Origin of the sequence: Micromonospora endophytica (assembly GCF_003236305.1) — a bacterium.
GTDB classification, from domain to species: Bacteria; Actinomycetota; Actinomycetes; order Mycobacteriales; family Micromonosporaceae; genus Micromonospora; species Micromonospora endophytica.
The window spans coordinates 1-15,207 of the sequence record NZ_POTX01000148.1 but is presented as its reverse complement, the minus strand read 5'-3'; the positions used below and the strand labels follow the sequence as shown (position 1 = coordinate 15,207).

Sequence of the window (15,207 nt, the reverse complement as noted above, 5' to 3'; positions counted from 1 at the left end):
ATCCTCATCAACTGCACCCTCTGACGCCCACCCGGGGTCGGCTGTCAGAGGGTGCAGTTGATGAGGATGGGTTCGGGGTGCAGGGTGACGCCGAAACGGGCCTGGACGCCGTCGCGGATCTCGCGGGCGAGGGTGAGCAGGGCCCGGGTGCTGGCGGTGGCGGTGGGGTTGGTCAGGGCGAGGGTGTGCTTGCTGGAGATGGCGACGCCCTCCGGGCCGGGATGACCCTTACCGAAGCCGGCCTTGTCGATCAGCCAGGCCGCGCTGACCTTCACCATGTCCCCGGCACCCGGCCAGGCCGGTGGGTCGCCGAGATCGGCGGCGCGCTCCCGCAGCAGCGCGTACCCGGCACCGTCCAACACCGGATTGGTGAAGAAGGAACCGACCGAGCGGGTGTCCGGATCGGTCGCGTCGAGCACCATGCCCTTGCCGGCGCGCAGCCGCAGCACCGTGGCACGCGCCTCGGCGAGCGGCACCCGGTCGCCCACCTCGACGCCGAGCGCCCGGGCCAGTTCCGCGTAACGCACCGGACCGGACAACGGCGAACGCGCCAGCCGGAAGTCGACCGAGAGCACCACCCAGCGTTCGTTGCCCTTGAAGACGCTGCTCCGGTAGGCGAAGCCGCAGTCCGCCGCCGCCACCTGATCGACAGTCCCGGTACGACGGTCGTAGACCCGTACGCCGGTGATGGTCTCGGCGACCTCCTGCCCGTACGCTCCGACGTTCTGGATCGGGGTGGCCCCGGTCGAGCCGGGGATGCCGGACAGGCACTCCAACCCGGACCAGCCGTTGGCCACCGTGGTCGCGACCAGCTCGTCCCACGGTTCACCGGCCTCGACGCGGATCGTCACCGTGTGCTCGTCCTCGGTCAGCATCCGCAGGCCCCGGGAGCGGACCAACAGCACGGTGCCCGGGAACCCGGCGTCGCCGATCACCACATTGCTGCCACCGGCGAGCAGGAGGAGGTCGTCTCCCGCCTCGCGTACCCGGGCGACGATCTCCTCGGCGCTGGCGGCGGTGACTATCCGTCCCGCCGGACCACCAAGGCACAATGTGGTGTATTGCGACAGATCACCCGGGGTGACAGGTTCAGCGGCAGCTGTCGGCTGGGCGTAGACGTCAGACACACCTTTCACCCTAGGCTGAGGGGTAGCCGCGGCACCCCACAGGTGGTCCGGTCACCCCCGGGAGGATGGCGATGAGCAGAATGCACGGCACCAAGGATTTCTGGATCGGTGCGCTCCGGACGGAGGGCCCGGCGTTCGGCGCCGCGGTGGCGGAAGCCCCACCTGAGACACCGGTGCTGTCCTGCCCCGGCTGGACGGTGACCGACCTGGCCCTGCATCTGGCCGGCATCTACCAGTGGGTGAGCACCGTCGCCGGCACGGGTACGAACACCCCGCCGCAGCAGCGCCGGTCGCAGCGACCCGAGCTGACGCCGGGGGTCACCGCAGCGCAGCAGTGGCAGCGGGCGTACGACGAGTTGATGGCGCGCTTCGAGACCCTCGACCCGGAGGCACCGGCGTGGAACTGGGCGCCGCAGCCGAAGAAGGCGGGTTTCTGGCCGCGCCGGATGGCGCACGAGACGGCGGTGCACCGCTGGGACGCTCAGCTGGCCATCGCCGCGGGTGAACCGATCGAGGCGAAGCTCGCCGCCGACGGGGTGAGCGAGGTGCTGGACACCTGGCTGCCGGCGGGCCGGCGAGCGGCGACCGGGCAGTGGCGCGGGGTGGTCCGGCTGAGCGCCACCGACGCGGCCCAGGAGTGGTATCTCCGGCTGCGTGGCGAGGGTGTCGCTCTGTTGGACACCGGCACCATCCTCGATCACGACGAGCACCACGCCCGGGTGCACGTCAGCGCCACCGCGAGCGACCTGCTGCTGGCGCTCTGGGGCCGGATCAGCTTCGACACGCTCACCGTCGCCGGTGACCGCGCCCTGCTGGCCGGGGTGCGCACCGGCTGACCCACTGAGCGTGCTGGCTGGCCCTGGGTAGGGGCTGACGCACCGGTTCTCCGCCACGAGCGGCCCTCCTGACCGGAGGGCCGCTCGTGGCCATTCTGTGACCCTCGGCGAGAGAGCGCTCTCTTGACATGGATCCGGACCGGACCGCAGGCTACGAGAGAGCGCTCTCAGACCCACCCCCACCACCATCCGACCTGAGAGGGGTCACCAGATAATGCGTACCTTTCCGCGCCGCCGCCTCGCCGCGGTCGCCCTGGCCGCTGCCGGCGCGTTGCTCGTCACCAGCGGTTGCAGCAGCGACGAGGCCGCCGGGGACGGCAAGATAACCCTCACCGTCGACGTCTTCGGGCAGTTCGGCTACGAGCAGCTCTACCAGGAGTACATGGACGCCAACCCCGGCGTGAAGATCGTCGAGCGGGGCACCGGCGGCAACCTCGACGAGTACTCGCCCAAGCTCACCCAGTGGCTCGCCGCGGGCAAGGGCGCCGGTGACGTGGTCGCCATCGAAGAGGGCCTGATGGTCGAGTACAAGGCCAACCCGAACAACTTCGTCAACCTGCTCGACCACGGTGCCGCCGAACTCAAGGGCAACTTCCTGGAGTGGAAGTGGAACCAGGGGCTCACCGCCGACGGCCAGCAGCTGATCGGGCTCGGCACCGACGTCGGCGGCATGGCCATGTGCTACCGCACCGACCTGTTCGCCAAGGCCGGGCTGCCCACCGACCGCGAAGAGGTCTCCAAGCTCTGGCCGACCTGGCCGGACTTCATCGCCACCGGCGAGAAGTTCAAGGCGGCCAACACCGGCGCGGCCTTCCTGGACGCCGCCACCAACACGTTCAACACCATCGTGCTCCAGACCGCCGGCAACGCGCAGGGCTACCACTACTACGACACCAGCGACAACCTGGTGGTGGAGAGCAACCCCGCGGTCAAGCAGGCCTGGGACACCACGATGGCCATCATCAACGCCGGCCTCTCCGGCAAGTACGGCTCCTGGTCCGAGGAGTGGGTCTCGGCCTTCAAGCAGTCCAAGTTCGCCACCATCGCCTGCCCCGCCTGGATGACCGGGGTGATCGAGGGCAACGCCGGGCCGGAGGCCAGCGGCAAATGGGACATCGCCCGGGTGCCCGGTGACGGCGGCAACTGGGGCGGCTCGCACCTCGCCGTGCCGGCCCAGAGCAAGCACCAGGCGGAAGCCATCAAGCTGGTCAAGTTCCTGACCAGCCCGCAGGGCCACATCGGCGCGTTCAAGACCAAGGGGCCGCTGCCCTCGTCGCCGCAGGCGCTTGCGGATCCGGCCATCGTCGAGGCCACCAACGCGTACTTCTCGCAGGCCCCGGTCGGGAAGATCTTCGGCGAGGGTGCCAAGACCCTGAAGCCGGTCTACATGGGCCCGAAGAACCAGGCCGTACGGACCGAGGTGGAGAACGCGGTCCGCACCGTCGAACTGGGCCAGCGCAGCCCCGACCAGGGGTGGCAGGACGCGATCGCCAACGCCAAGAAGGCCGCCGCCAAGTAACGACCCGACGTCCGCCCACCCCGTCGCCGATCCACCGACCTGCCCCGCTCCACGTCGGGCGCGGCGGCCGGCAGCGGATCGGCGCGGGGTGGGGGCGTGGAAAGGAGTCAACGGGTCATGGCGTTGCAGCTCGACGCGCGACCACCGGTCACACCGGCGACGGGCACCCCCCGCCCGGCGGGCTCCGGCTGGTGGAGCCGGATCGACGCGAAATACTCGCCCTACCTCTACATCGCCCCGTTCTTCGTGGTCTTCGCGGTGTTCGGGGCCTGGCCGCTGGCGTACACCTTCTGGGTTTCGCTGCACGACTGGGATCTGCTCGGCACCGACCCCACATTCATCGGCGCCGAGAACTACACCCGGCTGCTCGCCGACGTCGACTTCTGGCACTCGGTGGTCAACACCCTCGGCATCTTCCTGATCAGCACGGTGCCGCAGCTGCTGCTGGCGCTCTGGCTGGCCAACCTGCTCAACCGGCACCTGCGGTTGCGGACCGGCTGGCGGATGGCGGTGCTGATCCCGAACGTGACCTCCACCGCCGCCGTGGCGATCGTCTTCGGGGTGCTGTTCGGTCGCGAGTTCGGCATGGTCAACTGGCTGCTCGACCTGGTCGGCATCGACGGAATCGAGTGGAAGTCGAACCGCTTCGCCTCCTGGGTCGCCATCTCCGCCATGGTCGACTGGCGCTGGACCGGCTACAACGCGCTGATCTTCCTGGCCGCCATGCAGGCCATCCCCCGCGACATGTACGAGGCCGCGGCGATCGACGGCGCGAACCGGGCCCGGCAGTTCTGGTCCATCACCGTGCCGCTGCTCAAGCCGACGATCATCTTCTGCGTCATCATCTCCACCATCGGCGGGCTCCAGCTCTTCACCGAGCCCCGGCTCTTCCACTCCGGCACCAACGCGATCCGGGGCGGGCCGCTGCGCGAATCGCAGACGCTGACCATGTACATGTTCGAGAACGCCTTCGCGCCCTACTACAACTTCGGCTACGGCTCGGCGGTGGCCTGGCTGCTCTTCGCCCTGATCGCCATCGTGGCGGCGATCAACGTACTGATCATCCGTCGGCTCGGCGCCGGTGCCCGGCCGGACACCGGCAAGCGGAAGGGCGGAACCCGATGAACCGGCTCTGGCGGGCCAGCCCGCTCACCTACTTCGCGCTGATCGCCGCGACGGTCCTGTCGGTCTTCCCGATCTACTGGATGTTCGTGGTGGCCAGCCGCTCCAGCGACGCCATGGGACAACTGCCGCCGCCGATGACCCCGGGCGGCAACCTGGGCGCGAACATCTCCCGACTCTTCGCCAACACCGACGCGTACTTCCTGGCCGGGCTGATCAACTCGGCGATCGTGGCCACCACCGTCACCATTTCGGTGGTTCTCTTCTCCAGCCTGGCCGGTTTCGCCTTCGCCAAGCTACGGTTCCGGGGCAGCAACGCGCTGCTCATGGTGATCATCGCGACCATGATGGTGCCCACCCAGCTCGGCGTCATCCCGCTGTACATGCTGATGACGAAGTTCAACCTGAACGACCGACTGCCCGCGGTGATCCTGCCCGCGCTGGTCACCGGATTCGGGGTGTTCATGATGCGCCAGTACGCCGGCCAGGCGGTGAGCACCGAACTGATCGAGGCGGCCCGGGTCGACGGCTGCGGCACGGCCCGGATCTACTGGAACGTGGTGGTGCCCGCGCTGCGTCCCGCCGCCGCCGTGCTCGGCCTACTCACCTTCATGACCACGTGGAACGATTTCCTCTGGCCGTACGCGGTACTCAACGATCCGGAGAATCCCACCGTGCAACTGTCCCTGCGGGCCCTGTCCGATGGCTACTACCAGGACATGTCCCAGGTGTTCACCGGTACGGCCATCGCCACGCTGCCGCTGCTGCTGGTGTTCGTCCTGTTCGGCCGCCAGATCATCGGCGGCATCATGGAAGGTGCGGTCAAGGCGTGACTGAGATCAGGTTCCCCGACAACTTTCTCTGGGGTGCGGCCACCGCGGCGTACCAGATCGAGGGCGCGGCCCGCGACGACGGGCGCGGCCCGTCGATCTGGGACACCTTCAGCCGTACGCCCGGCAAGGTCCACGCCGGGCACACCGGCGACGTCGCCTGCGACCACTACCACCGGTACGCCGACGACGTGGCGCTGATGGCCGAGCTGGGGTTGCAGGCGTACCGGTTCTCGGTGTCCTGGCCCCGGATCCAGCCCGACGGCAGCGGCCCGGTCAACCCGCGCGGGCTGGACTTCTACGACCGGCTGACCGACGCGCTGCTGGGCCGGGGCATCGACCCGATCGTCACCCTCTACCACTGGGACCTGCCGCAGACGCTTGAGGATCGGGGCGGCTGGACCACCCGGGAGACCGCCGAACACTTCGCCACCTACGCCGCCGCCGTGTACACCCGACTCGGCGACCGGATCGGCACCTGGACCACGCTCAACGAGCCGTGGTGCGCGGCGTACCTCGGCTACGGCAGCGGGGTGCACGCGCCCGGGGTGCAGGACCCGGGTGCCGCCTTCGCCGCCGTACACCATCTGCTGCTCGGGCACGGCCTGGCCACCCAGGCGCTGCGCGCGGCCGGTGCCGGCCGGGTCGGCATCACCCTCAACCCGGCCGACGTACGCCCCGCCGACCCGGACAGCGCCGCCGACGCCGCCGCGGTACGCCTGGTCGACGGCCTGCAGAACCGGATCTTCCTCGATCCGCTGCTGGCCGGCGGTTACCCCGACGACATCCGCGAACACGTCGCCCGGATCGTCGAGCCGGCGTTCGTACAGGACGGCGACGAGAAGATCATCGGTGCGCCGATCGACCTGCTCGGCATCAACTACTACGCGCCGACCTACGTCGCCGGGCGACCGGACGGCGCGGGCGGCGGTGGCACGTTCCCCGGCACCGAGGGGGCGGTGGAGTTCCTGCCGCCGGTCGGCCCGCTCACCGACATGGGCTGGATGATCGAGCCGGCCGGGCTGACCCGGCTGCTGGAGCGGATCGCCACCGACTATCCGGGCACGCCGCTGCTGATCACCGAGAACGGCGCGGCCTTCCCGGACAAGGGAACCTCGGACGCGACCAGCCCGATCGCCGACAACGACCGGATCGCCTACCTCGACGGCCACCTGCGCGCCGTGCACGAGGCCATCGCCCGGGGCGTCGACCTGCGCGGCTATCTCGTATGGTCATTGCTTGACAACTTCGAGTGGGCCGAGGGGTACCGAAAGCGATTCGGCATCGTGCACGTCGACTACCTCACCCAGCGGCGTACACCGAAGTCCAGCGCCCGGTGGTACCAGGAGGTGATCTCCCGGAACGGGCTGTGACGAGGTGGTGGTAGTGCCGATGACGGGGGCGCAGCGGCCCACTCTGGAAGCGGTGGCGCGACGGGCCGGAGTGTCCCGCGCCACCGTCTCCCGGGTGGTGAACGGCTCGACCACGGTGGCCGAGCCGATCCAGGAGGCGGTCCGCCAGGCGGTCGCCGAGTTGGGGTACGTGCCGAACCTGGCCGCCCGCACCCTCGTCACCCAGCGGACCGACTCGATCGCCCTGGTCATGCCCGAAGAGGCCACCCGGGTCTTCTCCGACGACCAGGTCTTCCCCGGCATCATCCGGGGCGCCGCCCAGGAGTTGGAGGCCGCCGACAAGCAGCTCGTGCTGATGCTGGCCGGCTCGCCGGCCGGGCACGAGCGGGTCGAGCGCTACACCACCGGCCGGCACGTCGACGGGGTGCTCTTCGCCTCGCTGCACGGTGCCGATCCGCTGCCCGCCAAGCTCGCCGCGCTGGGCATCCCGGTGGTGTGCAGCGGCCGCCCGCTCGACGGGGCGGACGTGCCGTACATCGACGTCGACCAGGTCGGCGGGGTCACCCGGGCGGTACGCCACCTGATCGACAGCGGACGCCGTCGGATCGCCACCATCGCCGGCCCGCAGGACATGGTCGCCGGGATCGAGCGGCTGGCCGGCTACCGGGACACGGTGGCCGCCGCCGGGCTGCCCGAGATGGTGGCGCTCGGCGACTTCACCCGCGAGTCCGGGGCGGCGGCGATGCGCGAACTGCTCGCCGCCCACCCCGACCTGGACGCCGTCTTCGCCGCCTCGGACCTGATGGCGCACGCCGCCCTGCGTACGCTGCGCGAGGCGGGACGGCGGGTGCCGGACGACGTGGCGGTGATCGGCTTCGACGACATCGAGACGGCCGCGTACACCGATCCACCGCTGACCACCGTCCGGCAGCCGATAGTGGAACTCGGCCGGCAGGGCACCCGACTGCTGCTCCGGCTCGCCGCCGGCGAAACCGTCGAACCCGCCCTCATCCTCCCCACCGAACTGGTCATCCGCGACTCCGCCTGAGGTGTACGAGCGCCGCCCGCCGACGCGGGGTGGGTCGGTTTGTTGTCGCTGGAGCGACAACAGGGCTACCCACCGAAGCCAGCGCGGGCTAGCCTGCGCCGGATGCCTGATCCACCGTTTTTCCTCCGCCCCGCCCACCCCAGCGACGCCCCGGCGGTGGTGGCGCTGCGTACCCTCGTCTTTCCGTTCCTGGTGCGCAGCGTCGGCGACGTCCGGCAGCAGATCGCGACGCCACCGCCGGGCCTGCACTGGGCCGGCTTCGTGGCCGAGGTCGCCGGGACGCTTGTCGGCTGGGTGTCGGCGTGCCGCAACACCTACACCGCCGAGGCGGTCGGTGAGATCTCGCTGCTGCACGTGCATCCGGGTCACCGGCGGCGGGGGATCGGCGCCGCGTTGCTGGCCCGGGCGCTGGCTCACCTCGCCCCGCTCGACCTGGTCCGGCTGCGGGGACGCGCGCTGCCGGAGGCGTTGCCGTTCGCCCGCCGGCACGGCTTCACCCCGAGCCGGCCGGAGCGCTTCTCCGCGCGGGAACTGCGCGGACTGCCGCCGCTGGCCACGACGCCCACCGGGGTCCGGTTGCGCTCGCTGGCCGAGGTGGATCCGCGTCTGGTGCACCGGGTGGAGGCGCTGGCCAGCGTCGACGAGCCGGGCGACGTGGTCGGCGGTGCGATCGGGTACGCCGAGTGGCGGGCCGACACCTGGGACAACGTCGGGCTGGACCGGGCGGCCAGCACGGGTGCCGAGGTCGACGGTGAGCTGGTCGCGATAAGCCTGCTGACCCGGGACGGCACTCGGGTGTGGTCGGATTACACCGGCACCGTGCCGGCGTACCGGGGGCGCGGGCTGGCCGGGCTGACGAAGCTGGCCGCCCTGCACCGGGCGGCGGCGGACGGGGCCACCCTCGCGTACACCGGGAACGATGCCGCGAACGCGCCGATGCTGGCGATAAACGATCGGCTCGGTTACCGGCCGGTGGCCACCCAGTGGTCCTGCGTACGCGAGCTACGACCGACCAGGTGAGGTCAGGCCGACACCGACCGCGTCGGGTCAGCCGGCGGCGTACACCCGCTCGGCGGTGGCGTGGGTGTCGGCGCCGAAGAGCACCAGCCGGGCCTCGGTGAGGTGGGTCGGGGTGGCCGCGCGCAGCACCGACAGCGCCTGGCGGACCGCGTCCTCCACCGGCCAGCCGTAGACGCCGGCGGAGATGAGCGGGAAGGCGATGCTCGTCGCGCCCAACTCGTCGGCGACCGCGAGGCTGTTGGTGTAGCAGTCGCGCAGCAGCCCCGAGCGGTAGTCGTCGGCGGACCAGACCGGTCCGACGGTGTGCACCACCCAGCGGGCGGGCAGGTCGCCGGCGGTGGTCGCCACCGCCTGCCCGGTCGGCAGGCCCCGGCCGTAGCGGGAGGCGCGCAGCGCCCGGCACTCCGCCAGGATCGCGGGCCCGCCCCGACGGTGGATCGCGCCGTCCACTCCCCCGCCGCCGAGCAGCGACGAGTTCGCGGCGTTGACCACCACGTCCACCTCTTCGACGGTGATGTCCCCCTCCACCAGGTTGATCTTCACGGCACTCCTCAGGTGATCGGTTGGCCGAGTGAGCGGCGGGCCAGCAGGGTGGCGCCGGCCACCGCGGCCGGCATGAGCAGTACGGCTCCGAGTGGGATCAGGAAGCAGACGAAGACCGCCACCCCGAAGCCGAGCGCGGTCGGCCGGTCCGCCTTCAGCGCCGCGCGGCGGTCCGGCAGCCGCTTGCCCCGCCGGTAGAAGGTCGAACCCACCAGTTCCACGGCGAGCAGCCAGCCGCCCACCGCCGCGCCGATCACCGGGATCACGGTCTGCCCGACCAGCGGGATGAACCCGGCGACGAAGAGCGGGATGCCGACGAGGGCCGCCAGGCCCATCAGCCGGAGCGAGTCGACGATGCTGCGCCGCAGCGACGGCCAGAACGGCACCTCGACCGCGTCGGACGCGCCACCGTACCGTTCCTCCACCCGTTCGGAGATCTTCTCGTAGAACGGGTCGCCGATGACCAGTGTGACGGCGGTGAAGGTGAGCACCGCGAGCAGGCCACCGAGACCGAGGAGGGCCAGCGACGCGATCAGCCGCACCACGCGGCGGGCGGTCGCCGACCAGTCGTCGGCGAACGGGGTCACCGCGGCAGCCAGGTCACCGACGAAGTACGCGAGCGCGGCGTACGCGGCCACGAAGAGCGTCCCGGAGATCAGTGCCGGCACCACGCCCAGCAGCATCAGGCCGGGACTGCGTACGTACAGTCCGATGCCGCGCAGCAGCAGCGCGGCGCCGCCGGCGAATCGACGGGCCGTGCCGACGGCGGTGCCGGGGATCGCGGATGCGTTCACGCCGAGAAGCGTAAGCCCTGACCGCCGCATCAACCGGTTGACGGATCGGCGGGGTCAACCGGAGCCGACCAAGATCACCTACAGCTGGTCGATACGCCGCCGGCCGCGTCTGGCGACAGTTGTCAGGTACGGGGAACACGACGGCGGGAGGTGGGCCGATGCCTGTCATCGAGGTGACGAACCTGCACAAGCGCTACGGCGAAACGGTGGCGGTGCACGACGTGTCGTTCGAGGTCGCGGCCGGTGAGATCTGTAGCCGGCGGCGTGTTAATAGGGGGCCCCTCCTATACACGAGGCGTTAGCAGGGGGCCCCTCCTTACACAATGGGTGGGTGCGGGCGTCGCGGTTGATCTCATTGCTGTTGTTGTTGCAGGCGCGCGAGGTGATGACGGCGGCGGAGCTGGCCCGGGAGCTGGAGGTCTCCGAGCGGACCGTCTACCGGGACATCGTGGCGCTCTCCGCCGCCGGGGTGCCGGTCTACGCCGACCGGGGGCGGGCCGGCGGTTACCGGTTGCTCGGCGGCTACCGGACCCGGCTGACCGGGATGACCCGGGACGAGGCGGAGGCGCTCTTCCTCGCCGGGTTGCCGGGCCCGGCCGGTGACATGGGGCTGGCCGACGCGGTCGCGGGGGCGGAGTTGAAGGTCCTCGCGGCGTTGCCGCCGAGCCTGCGGGACGCGCCGGTCCGCACCGGCCAGCGGTTCCACCTGGACGTGCCGGGCTGGTACCACCGGAGCGCACCGCCGCCGTGGTTGGCCGAGCTGGCCGGGGCGGTCTGGCGGGACCGGGAGGTGACGCTGCGCTACCGGCGCGGCGACCGGGAGGTGACCCGGCGGGTCTGCCCGTACGGCCTGGTGCTCAAGAGCGGGATCTGGTACCTCGTCGGCCGGGTCGGCGACGACCTGCGGACCTACCGGGTGGACCGGGTCACCACCGTGGAGCAGCACGAGGAGAGCTTCGTCCGGGAGCCGGACTTCGACCTGGCCGGGTACTGGCGGGAGCAGGCCGAGTCGTTCCTGCGAAGCATGCTGCGGGCACAGGTGCGGCTCCGGCTGAGCCCCGCCGGCCTGCGCCGGCTGCGACACCACGCCGACATCCCGTTCGGGTACGCCGAGGCGGTCGCCGCCGCTGGTGAACCCGACGGGCAGGGCTGGGTGACGACCCGACTGCCCGTCGAGTCCGTCGACGTGGCGTACACCCAGTTGCTGGGGCTGGGTCCGGAGGTGGAGGTGCTGGACCCGCCGGAGCTTCGGGCGCGGCTGGCCGAGGCGGCGGCCCGGTCCGCCGCGCTCTACGCGACCGGCAGCGCGGGCGGCCCGGCGGCGGTCACTGGTTGAGGAACTCGGCGATCCGCGCCCGCAGGTCGGCGCGGTCGGTCCAGAGCACGCCGGGGCGGGGATACCTGTGCAGGGTCGCCCGGGGTAGCACGGCGGCAAGCTCTTCGGCGACCTCCACCGGGTGCAGGTCGTCGCCCTCACACGCGATGATCAGGGCCGGTGCGGTGACCGCGGCGAGCCCCCCGGCGTCGGCCAGCGGCACCTGTCCGGGCAGGTCGGCCAGGCTGGGCGCGAGGCCGTCGCGTAGCAGGTGGTCGAGCCGCTGACGCAGGTACGCCCAGCCGGCCGGAGTGTTGCGTACGGCCGGCGGCAGTTCGGCCGCGACGACCTCCGCCACGGCCGAGGCGTCCCCGCTCTCCACCGCCGACAACAGCTCGATCAGCCGCGTCCGGGCGGCCGGATCCCGGGGTTGGTCGAGGGCTGCCGGCAGGAAGACGACGATCCGCTCGAAGCGCTCCGGGCTCTCGACGAGCAGGCGGCACAACGCACCCGCGCCGAGGCTGACCCCGAAGGCGCGGGTCGCGCCGCTGAGATCGGCGATCGCCCGCAGGTCCCGCGCGAGGTCGAGGTAGCTCCACAGGCCGTCGGGGGCCTCGGAGCGGCCGTGGCCGCGGAACTGGAAGAAGACCTTCCGGCCGGCGACACCGCTGCCGAAGGGACGGGTGGTGGCGATGCCGTTGCCCAACCCGTGGGCGAACACGGTGACCGGGTCACCGGTGCCGGTGACCAGCCGCTCCAGTCGTACACCGTGTGGTGTGGCGACCAACTCGGTCTCCGGCTCGGGCAGCGCGGGCCGGCCGCTACGGGGCCCACCCGGCCCCGGACCCCAGGTCCGCGGGCCACCGTCGGGCGGCGGGGGCCAGCGGAAGGCCCTCACCAGGACCCTCTACCGTCACCCAGTTCGCGCAGGCCGACCCGGACGTCGAGCAGGTAGATGAGTGCCGCGGCGATGCCGATCAGCCCGAAGATGCTGAGCGAGGTCTGCGTCAGCAGCGTCAGCAGCAGCGTGACCGCCAGGATCGCGATCCATCCGCCCTTCGGCAGGGTGCCGATCGCGGGAAAGGCGTCGGAACGCTGCGTGATGGCGTGCACGAGAGCGACTCCCTGCACGATCAGCGCGAAGACGAACAGGATCAGATCGATCACGGAGCGGATGTCGAAGGCGAAGATCGGCGCGGCGTTGGCCATGACGGCAAGCTTATGCCGACGACCCCGGTCCCGTCCGACAGGACGGTCCCGGGGATCGCCGGCAGCGCATCGAGATCAGGGTCACTCGGCAGCCGGTCGGCTCCGCCTGGTGGCCTTCGCCGGGGCTGCGGTCCGCTTGGCGGCGGCCTGTCGGGGTGCGGCCTTGGCCCGGGTGGTCTTCCTGGCAGCCGGCTTGGCCTCGACGATCTCGGCGACCTCGGTCGGGCTCGGGACTTCGGTCTTCGCGGCGGGCTCGGCGGTCGTCGCGGTGGGCTTGGCGGGCTCCGCGGTGGGCTCGGTGACCTCCTCCACCGTGGCCTCGGTGGCCTCGATGTCGGCGTTCACCGTCTCGGCGGCCTCAAGCACACCCGCGCCGACCACTCGCTCACCCCGTGCGACGAGCGCACCGTACGCGGCCAGCGCCCGTTCCTGGGCGACCTGGGCACCGGCGACGACCACCGCCGCGTTGCGGGTGGCCACCTCGCGCAGCCGGTCCAGCTCCGCCGCCCCACGCAACCGGTTGGCGTCGGCGACCTCACGCAGCTTGTGCAGATCGGCGACCTCGCGGAGCCGGTTGACGTCGGCGACCTCACGGAGGCGGTTGACGTCGGCGACCTCGCGCAGCTTGTGCAGGTCGGCACCGGGGACGGCCTTCTGGCGCAGCGACTCGGTGCTCTGGTTGACGGTGCGCAGCGTGTCGTTGGCCTTCTGGCGCAGCTCGAACCCGGTGATCACCGCCTTGCCGCCGAGGTCGGTGACGACCCGCCCACCATCGTTGACGACCCGGTCACGCAGCTCACTGACCACGGTGGGCAGCTTGCGCAGCTGCTCCAGGGCCAGCTCACCGGCACCGGCGGCGGCGTAGAGCGGAGCGGGGATGCGGTTGGTCTTCGGCTGGGTCATCAGTTTTCCTCCTGAGCCGTCGCGGCGGCCTTACGGACCACCTTTCGGGCGGTCTTCCTGGCAGGGGTGGGGGTCGGCGCGGGGGCCGTACCCGCCTCGGTAACGGCGACCGACTCGAGGACGGCCTCGGTCGGGGTTCCCGCCGCGGTGGTGGGTCCGGTCGCGGCCAGGTTGGCCACGTCCGCCGCGGTGGGGTCGGGGTTGCTGGGCTCGCTCCCGCCGGCCGCGGTGCCCGTACCGGAGATCCGCTCGGACCCGACGGCCTGGTCGGCACCGGCGGCGGTCTGCTCGGCGGCGGCAGCGGTCTGCTCGGCAGCGGTCTTCTCGGCGTCGGCAGCGGTCTGCTCGGCGGCGGCGGTCGCCTCGGCGAGCCGGGCGTTCTCCCGGCGGAACGTCTCGTAGATCTGGGTGAGGGACTGCTTCTGGGCCATGGTCAGGTCGGCATCGGCGGCGATGGCCGCCAGCACGCCCTGGCCCTCCTTGTCGTCGAGCAGTCCGGCTCGCAGGTACATCGCCGGGGTGGAGACCCGCAGGGCGCTGGCGAGTTGCTGGAGCACCTCCGCGCTGGGTCGGCGCAGCCCCCGCTCGATCTGGCTGAGATAGGGGTTGCTGACGCCCGCCTGCTCGGCGAGCTGCCGCAACGAGATCTTCGCATTCCGCCGCAGGTCACGAATGAACCCGCCGACGTCGGGAAGGTCTTTGGGAGTGGCCATACCGCAACGCTAACCCGCCCTGCTAGCAGATGCAAGCAAAACGCTAGCCAGAGTTAGCAGCGTCTCACCGGGCCGTTTGCACACCACTCGTACCCGGCCGTACCGTCCTGCGGTGACCAAGATCGAAGTGAATGGCGCAGTGCTGGCGTACGACGAGGTCGGCACCGGATCCCCGGTGGTGCTCCTGCACGCCGGCATCGCCGACCGGCGGATGTGGCGGAAACAGATCGACGTGCTGGCCGACCGGCACCGGGTGATCGCGCTGGACCTGCGCGGCTACGGCGAGTCCGAGCTGCCGCCCACCCCGTTCAGCCACCATGACGACGTGGTGGGCCTGCTCGACGCGCTCGACCTCCCCCAGGCCGCGCTGGTCGGCTGCTCGTTCGGCGGTGCGGTGGCGATCGACACCGCCCTGGCTCACCCCGACCGGGTGAGCGCCCTCGCCCTGTTCGGCACCGCCGTGTCCGGCCACGAGTGGTCGGACCAGACGAACGAGCTGTGGGAGGACCTGGTTGGTGACGTCGACCCGGAGGACTTCGCCGCCACCGCCGCGGGGGAGGTGAGGTTCTGGGTGGTCGGCCCGGAGCGGACCCCGGAGCAGGTCGATCCCGAGCTGCTCGCCTTCGCCACCGCGATGGACGAACGCGCACTCGCCGCCGAACTGGCGCTCAGTGCGGTGGACGTGGTCGAGCTGAACCCGCCCGCCGCCGGGCGACTCGGGGAACTGCGCGTACCGGTGCTGGTCACCGCCGGCGCGGCGGACGTGCCGGACATCCGGCAGCTGGCCGACCGGATCGCCGCCGAGGCCCCGCAGGCGACCCGCCTACCCGACGTCCCCGACGCCGCCCGCCTCTTCGGCGGCAGCGACGACGGCGA

At 71.4% G+C, this 15,207-nt stretch carries 17 protein-coding genes; 10 read left to right on the top strand and 7 right to left on the bottom strand.

Annotation, left to right across the window (positions count from 1 at the left end):
• Positions 1-44: 44 nt before the first annotated feature.
• On the bottom strand, positions 45-1,127 hold the full coding sequence (locus tag C1I93_RS20040; RefSeq protein WP_111244837.1) for a UDP-N-acetylmuramate dehydrogenase: 1,083 nt from the start codon (positions 1,125-1,127) through the stop codon (positions 45-47).
• Positions 1,128-1,198: 71 nt separating this feature from the next.
• Here C1I93_RS20040 and C1I93_RS20035 point away from each other — a divergent pair, with 71 nt between their 5' ends.
• The 7 genes from C1I93_RS20035 (at position 1,199) to C1I93_RS20005 (ending at position 8,854) form a co-directional block, all read left to right on the top strand.
• Positions 1,199-1,963 (top strand): maleylpyruvate isomerase family mycothiol-dependent enzyme, encoded by a 765-nt coding sequence (locus C1I93_RS20035; RefSeq protein ID WP_111244840.1) that lies wholly within the window; start codon positions 1,199-1,201, stop codon positions 1,961-1,963.
• A 214-nt stretch (positions 1,964-2,177) separates the two neighbouring features.
• Positions 2,178-3,482 (top strand): ABC transporter substrate-binding protein, encoded by a 1,305-nt coding sequence (locus C1I93_RS20030; RefSeq protein WP_111244836.1) that lies wholly within the window; start codon positions 2,178-2,180, stop codon positions 3,480-3,482.
• 117 nt (positions 3,483-3,599) lie between these two features.
• Entirely contained in the window at positions 3,600-4,607 is a 1,008-nt protein-coding gene (locus tag C1I93_RS20025; RefSeq protein WP_111244835.1) for a carbohydrate ABC transporter permease, read from the top strand.
• Entirely contained in the window at positions 4,604-5,437 is an 834-nt protein-coding gene (locus C1I93_RS20020; protein ID WP_111244834.1) for a carbohydrate ABC transporter permease, read from the top strand. Before C1I93_RS20025 ends, C1I93_RS20020 begins: the two co-directional genes overlap by 4 nt.
• Entirely contained in the window at positions 5,434-6,807 is a 1,374-nt protein-coding gene (locus C1I93_RS20015; RefSeq protein WP_111244833.1) for a GH1 family beta-glucosidase, read from the top strand. The genes C1I93_RS20020 and C1I93_RS20015 overlap by 4 nt, the downstream gene beginning before the upstream one ends.
• A gap of 19 nt (positions 6,808-6,826) precedes the next feature.
• Entirely contained in the window at positions 6,827-7,834 is a 1,008-nt protein-coding gene (locus C1I93_RS20010) for a LacI family DNA-binding transcriptional regulator (protein ID WP_111244839.1), read from the top strand.
• A 102-nt stretch (positions 7,835-7,936) separates the two neighbouring features.
• Positions 7,937-8,854: a GNAT family N-acetyltransferase gene (locus C1I93_RS20005; protein WP_111244832.1), complete on the top strand. Its 918-nt coding sequence runs from the start codon at positions 7,937-7,939 to the stop codon at positions 8,852-8,854.
• 27 nt (positions 8,855-8,881) lie between these two features.
• Here C1I93_RS20005 and C1I93_RS20000 read toward each other — a convergent pair whose 3' ends face one another.
• Positions 8,882-9,397, bottom strand: a complete 516-nt coding sequence (locus tag C1I93_RS20000; RefSeq protein ID WP_111244831.1) for an O-acetyl-ADP-ribose deacetylase — start codon at positions 9,395-9,397, stop codon at positions 8,882-8,884.
• An 8-nt stretch (positions 9,398-9,405) separates the two neighbouring features.
• Complete coding sequence (locus tag C1I93_RS19995; protein WP_420811715.1) at positions 9,406-10,191, bottom strand: EI24 domain-containing protein; 786 nt, start codon at positions 10,189-10,191, stop codon at positions 9,406-9,408.
• A gap of 158 nt (positions 10,192-10,349) precedes the next feature.
• Between C1I93_RS19995 and C1I93_RS33295 the strand changes: the two genes are divergently transcribed.
• Both C1I93_RS33295 and C1I93_RS19985 read left to right on the top strand, forming a co-directional pair.
• A complete protein-coding gene (locus tag C1I93_RS33295; RefSeq protein WP_420811714.1) occupies positions 10,350-10,493 on the top strand; it encodes a hypothetical protein in 144 nt (47 codons plus the stop codon).
• A 29-nt stretch (positions 10,494-10,522) separates the two neighbouring features.
• A complete protein-coding gene (locus tag C1I93_RS19985; RefSeq protein ID WP_111244829.1) occupies positions 10,523-11,527 on the top strand; it encodes a helix-turn-helix transcriptional regulator in 1,005 nt (334 codons plus the stop codon).
• On the opposite strand, the gene C1I93_RS19980 is transcribed toward C1I93_RS19985, so the two are convergent.
• The 4 genes from C1I93_RS19980 to C1I93_RS19965 form a co-directional block, all read right to left on the bottom strand.
• Entirely contained in the window at positions 11,517-12,404 is an 888-nt protein-coding gene (locus tag C1I93_RS19980) for an alpha/beta fold hydrolase (RefSeq protein ID WP_111244828.1), read from the bottom strand. The two genes, C1I93_RS19985 and C1I93_RS19980, sit on opposite strands and share 11 nt — an antisense overlap.
• On the bottom strand, positions 12,401-12,715 hold the full coding sequence (locus tag C1I93_RS19975; protein ID WP_111244827.1) for a DUF2516 family protein: 315 nt from the start codon (positions 12,713-12,715) through the stop codon (positions 12,401-12,403). The genes C1I93_RS19980 and C1I93_RS19975 overlap by 4 nt, the downstream gene beginning before the upstream one ends.
• A gap of 81 nt (positions 12,716-12,796) precedes the next feature.
• Positions 12,797-13,621: a hypothetical protein gene (locus C1I93_RS19970; RefSeq protein WP_111244826.1), complete on the bottom strand. Its 825-nt coding sequence runs from the start codon at positions 13,619-13,621 to the stop codon at positions 12,797-12,799.
• On the bottom strand, positions 13,618-14,331 hold the full coding sequence (locus C1I93_RS19965) for a helix-turn-helix domain-containing protein (protein ID WP_111244825.1): 714 nt from the start codon (positions 14,329-14,331) through the stop codon (positions 13,618-13,620). Before C1I93_RS19965 ends, C1I93_RS19970 begins: the two co-directional genes overlap by 4 nt.
• Positions 14,332-14,443: 112 nt before the next feature.
• On the opposite strand from C1I93_RS19965, the gene C1I93_RS19960 reads away from it, so the two are divergent.
• Positions 14,444-15,207: alpha/beta fold hydrolase (locus tag C1I93_RS19960; protein ID WP_181445245.1), on the top strand; the 764-nt coding region annotated here is incomplete at its 3' end.

Excerpts from the sequence above, each read along its gene's own strand:
- C1I93_RS20035 (WP_111244840.1), top strand. The coding sequence starts at position 1,199 with ATGAGCAGAATGCACGGCACCAAGGATTTCTGGATCGGTGCGCTCCGG.
- C1I93_RS20030 (WP_111244836.1), top strand. The coding sequence starts at position 2,178 with ATGCGTACCTTTCCGCGCCGCCGCCTCGCCGCGGTCGCCCTGGCCGCT.
- C1I93_RS20025 (WP_111244835.1), top strand. The coding sequence starts at position 3,600 with ATGGCGTTGCAGCTCGACGCGCGACCACCGGTCACACCGGCGACGGGC.
- C1I93_RS20020 (WP_111244834.1), top strand. The coding sequence starts at position 4,604 with ATGAACCGGCTCTGGCGGGCCAGCCCGCTCACCTACTTCGCGCTGATC.
- C1I93_RS20010 (WP_111244839.1), top strand. The coding sequence starts at position 6,827 with ATGACGGGGGCGCAGCGGCCCACTCTGGAAGCGGTGGCGCGACGGGCC.
- C1I93_RS20005 (WP_111244832.1), top strand. The coding sequence starts at position 7,937 with ATGCCTGATCCACCGTTTTTCCTCCGCCCCGCCCACCCCAGCGACGCC.
- C1I93_RS33295 (WP_420811714.1), top strand. The coding sequence starts at position 10,350 with ATGCCTGTCATCGAGGTGACGAACCTGCACAAGCGCTACGGCGAAACG.
- C1I93_RS19975 (WP_111244827.1), bottom strand. The coding sequence starts at position 12,715 with ATGGCCAACGCCGCGCCGATCTTCGCCTTCGACATCCGCTCCGTGATC.
- C1I93_RS19965 (WP_111244825.1), bottom strand. The coding sequence starts at position 14,331 with ATGGCCACTCCCAAAGACCTTCCCGACGTCGGCGGGTTCATTCGTGAC.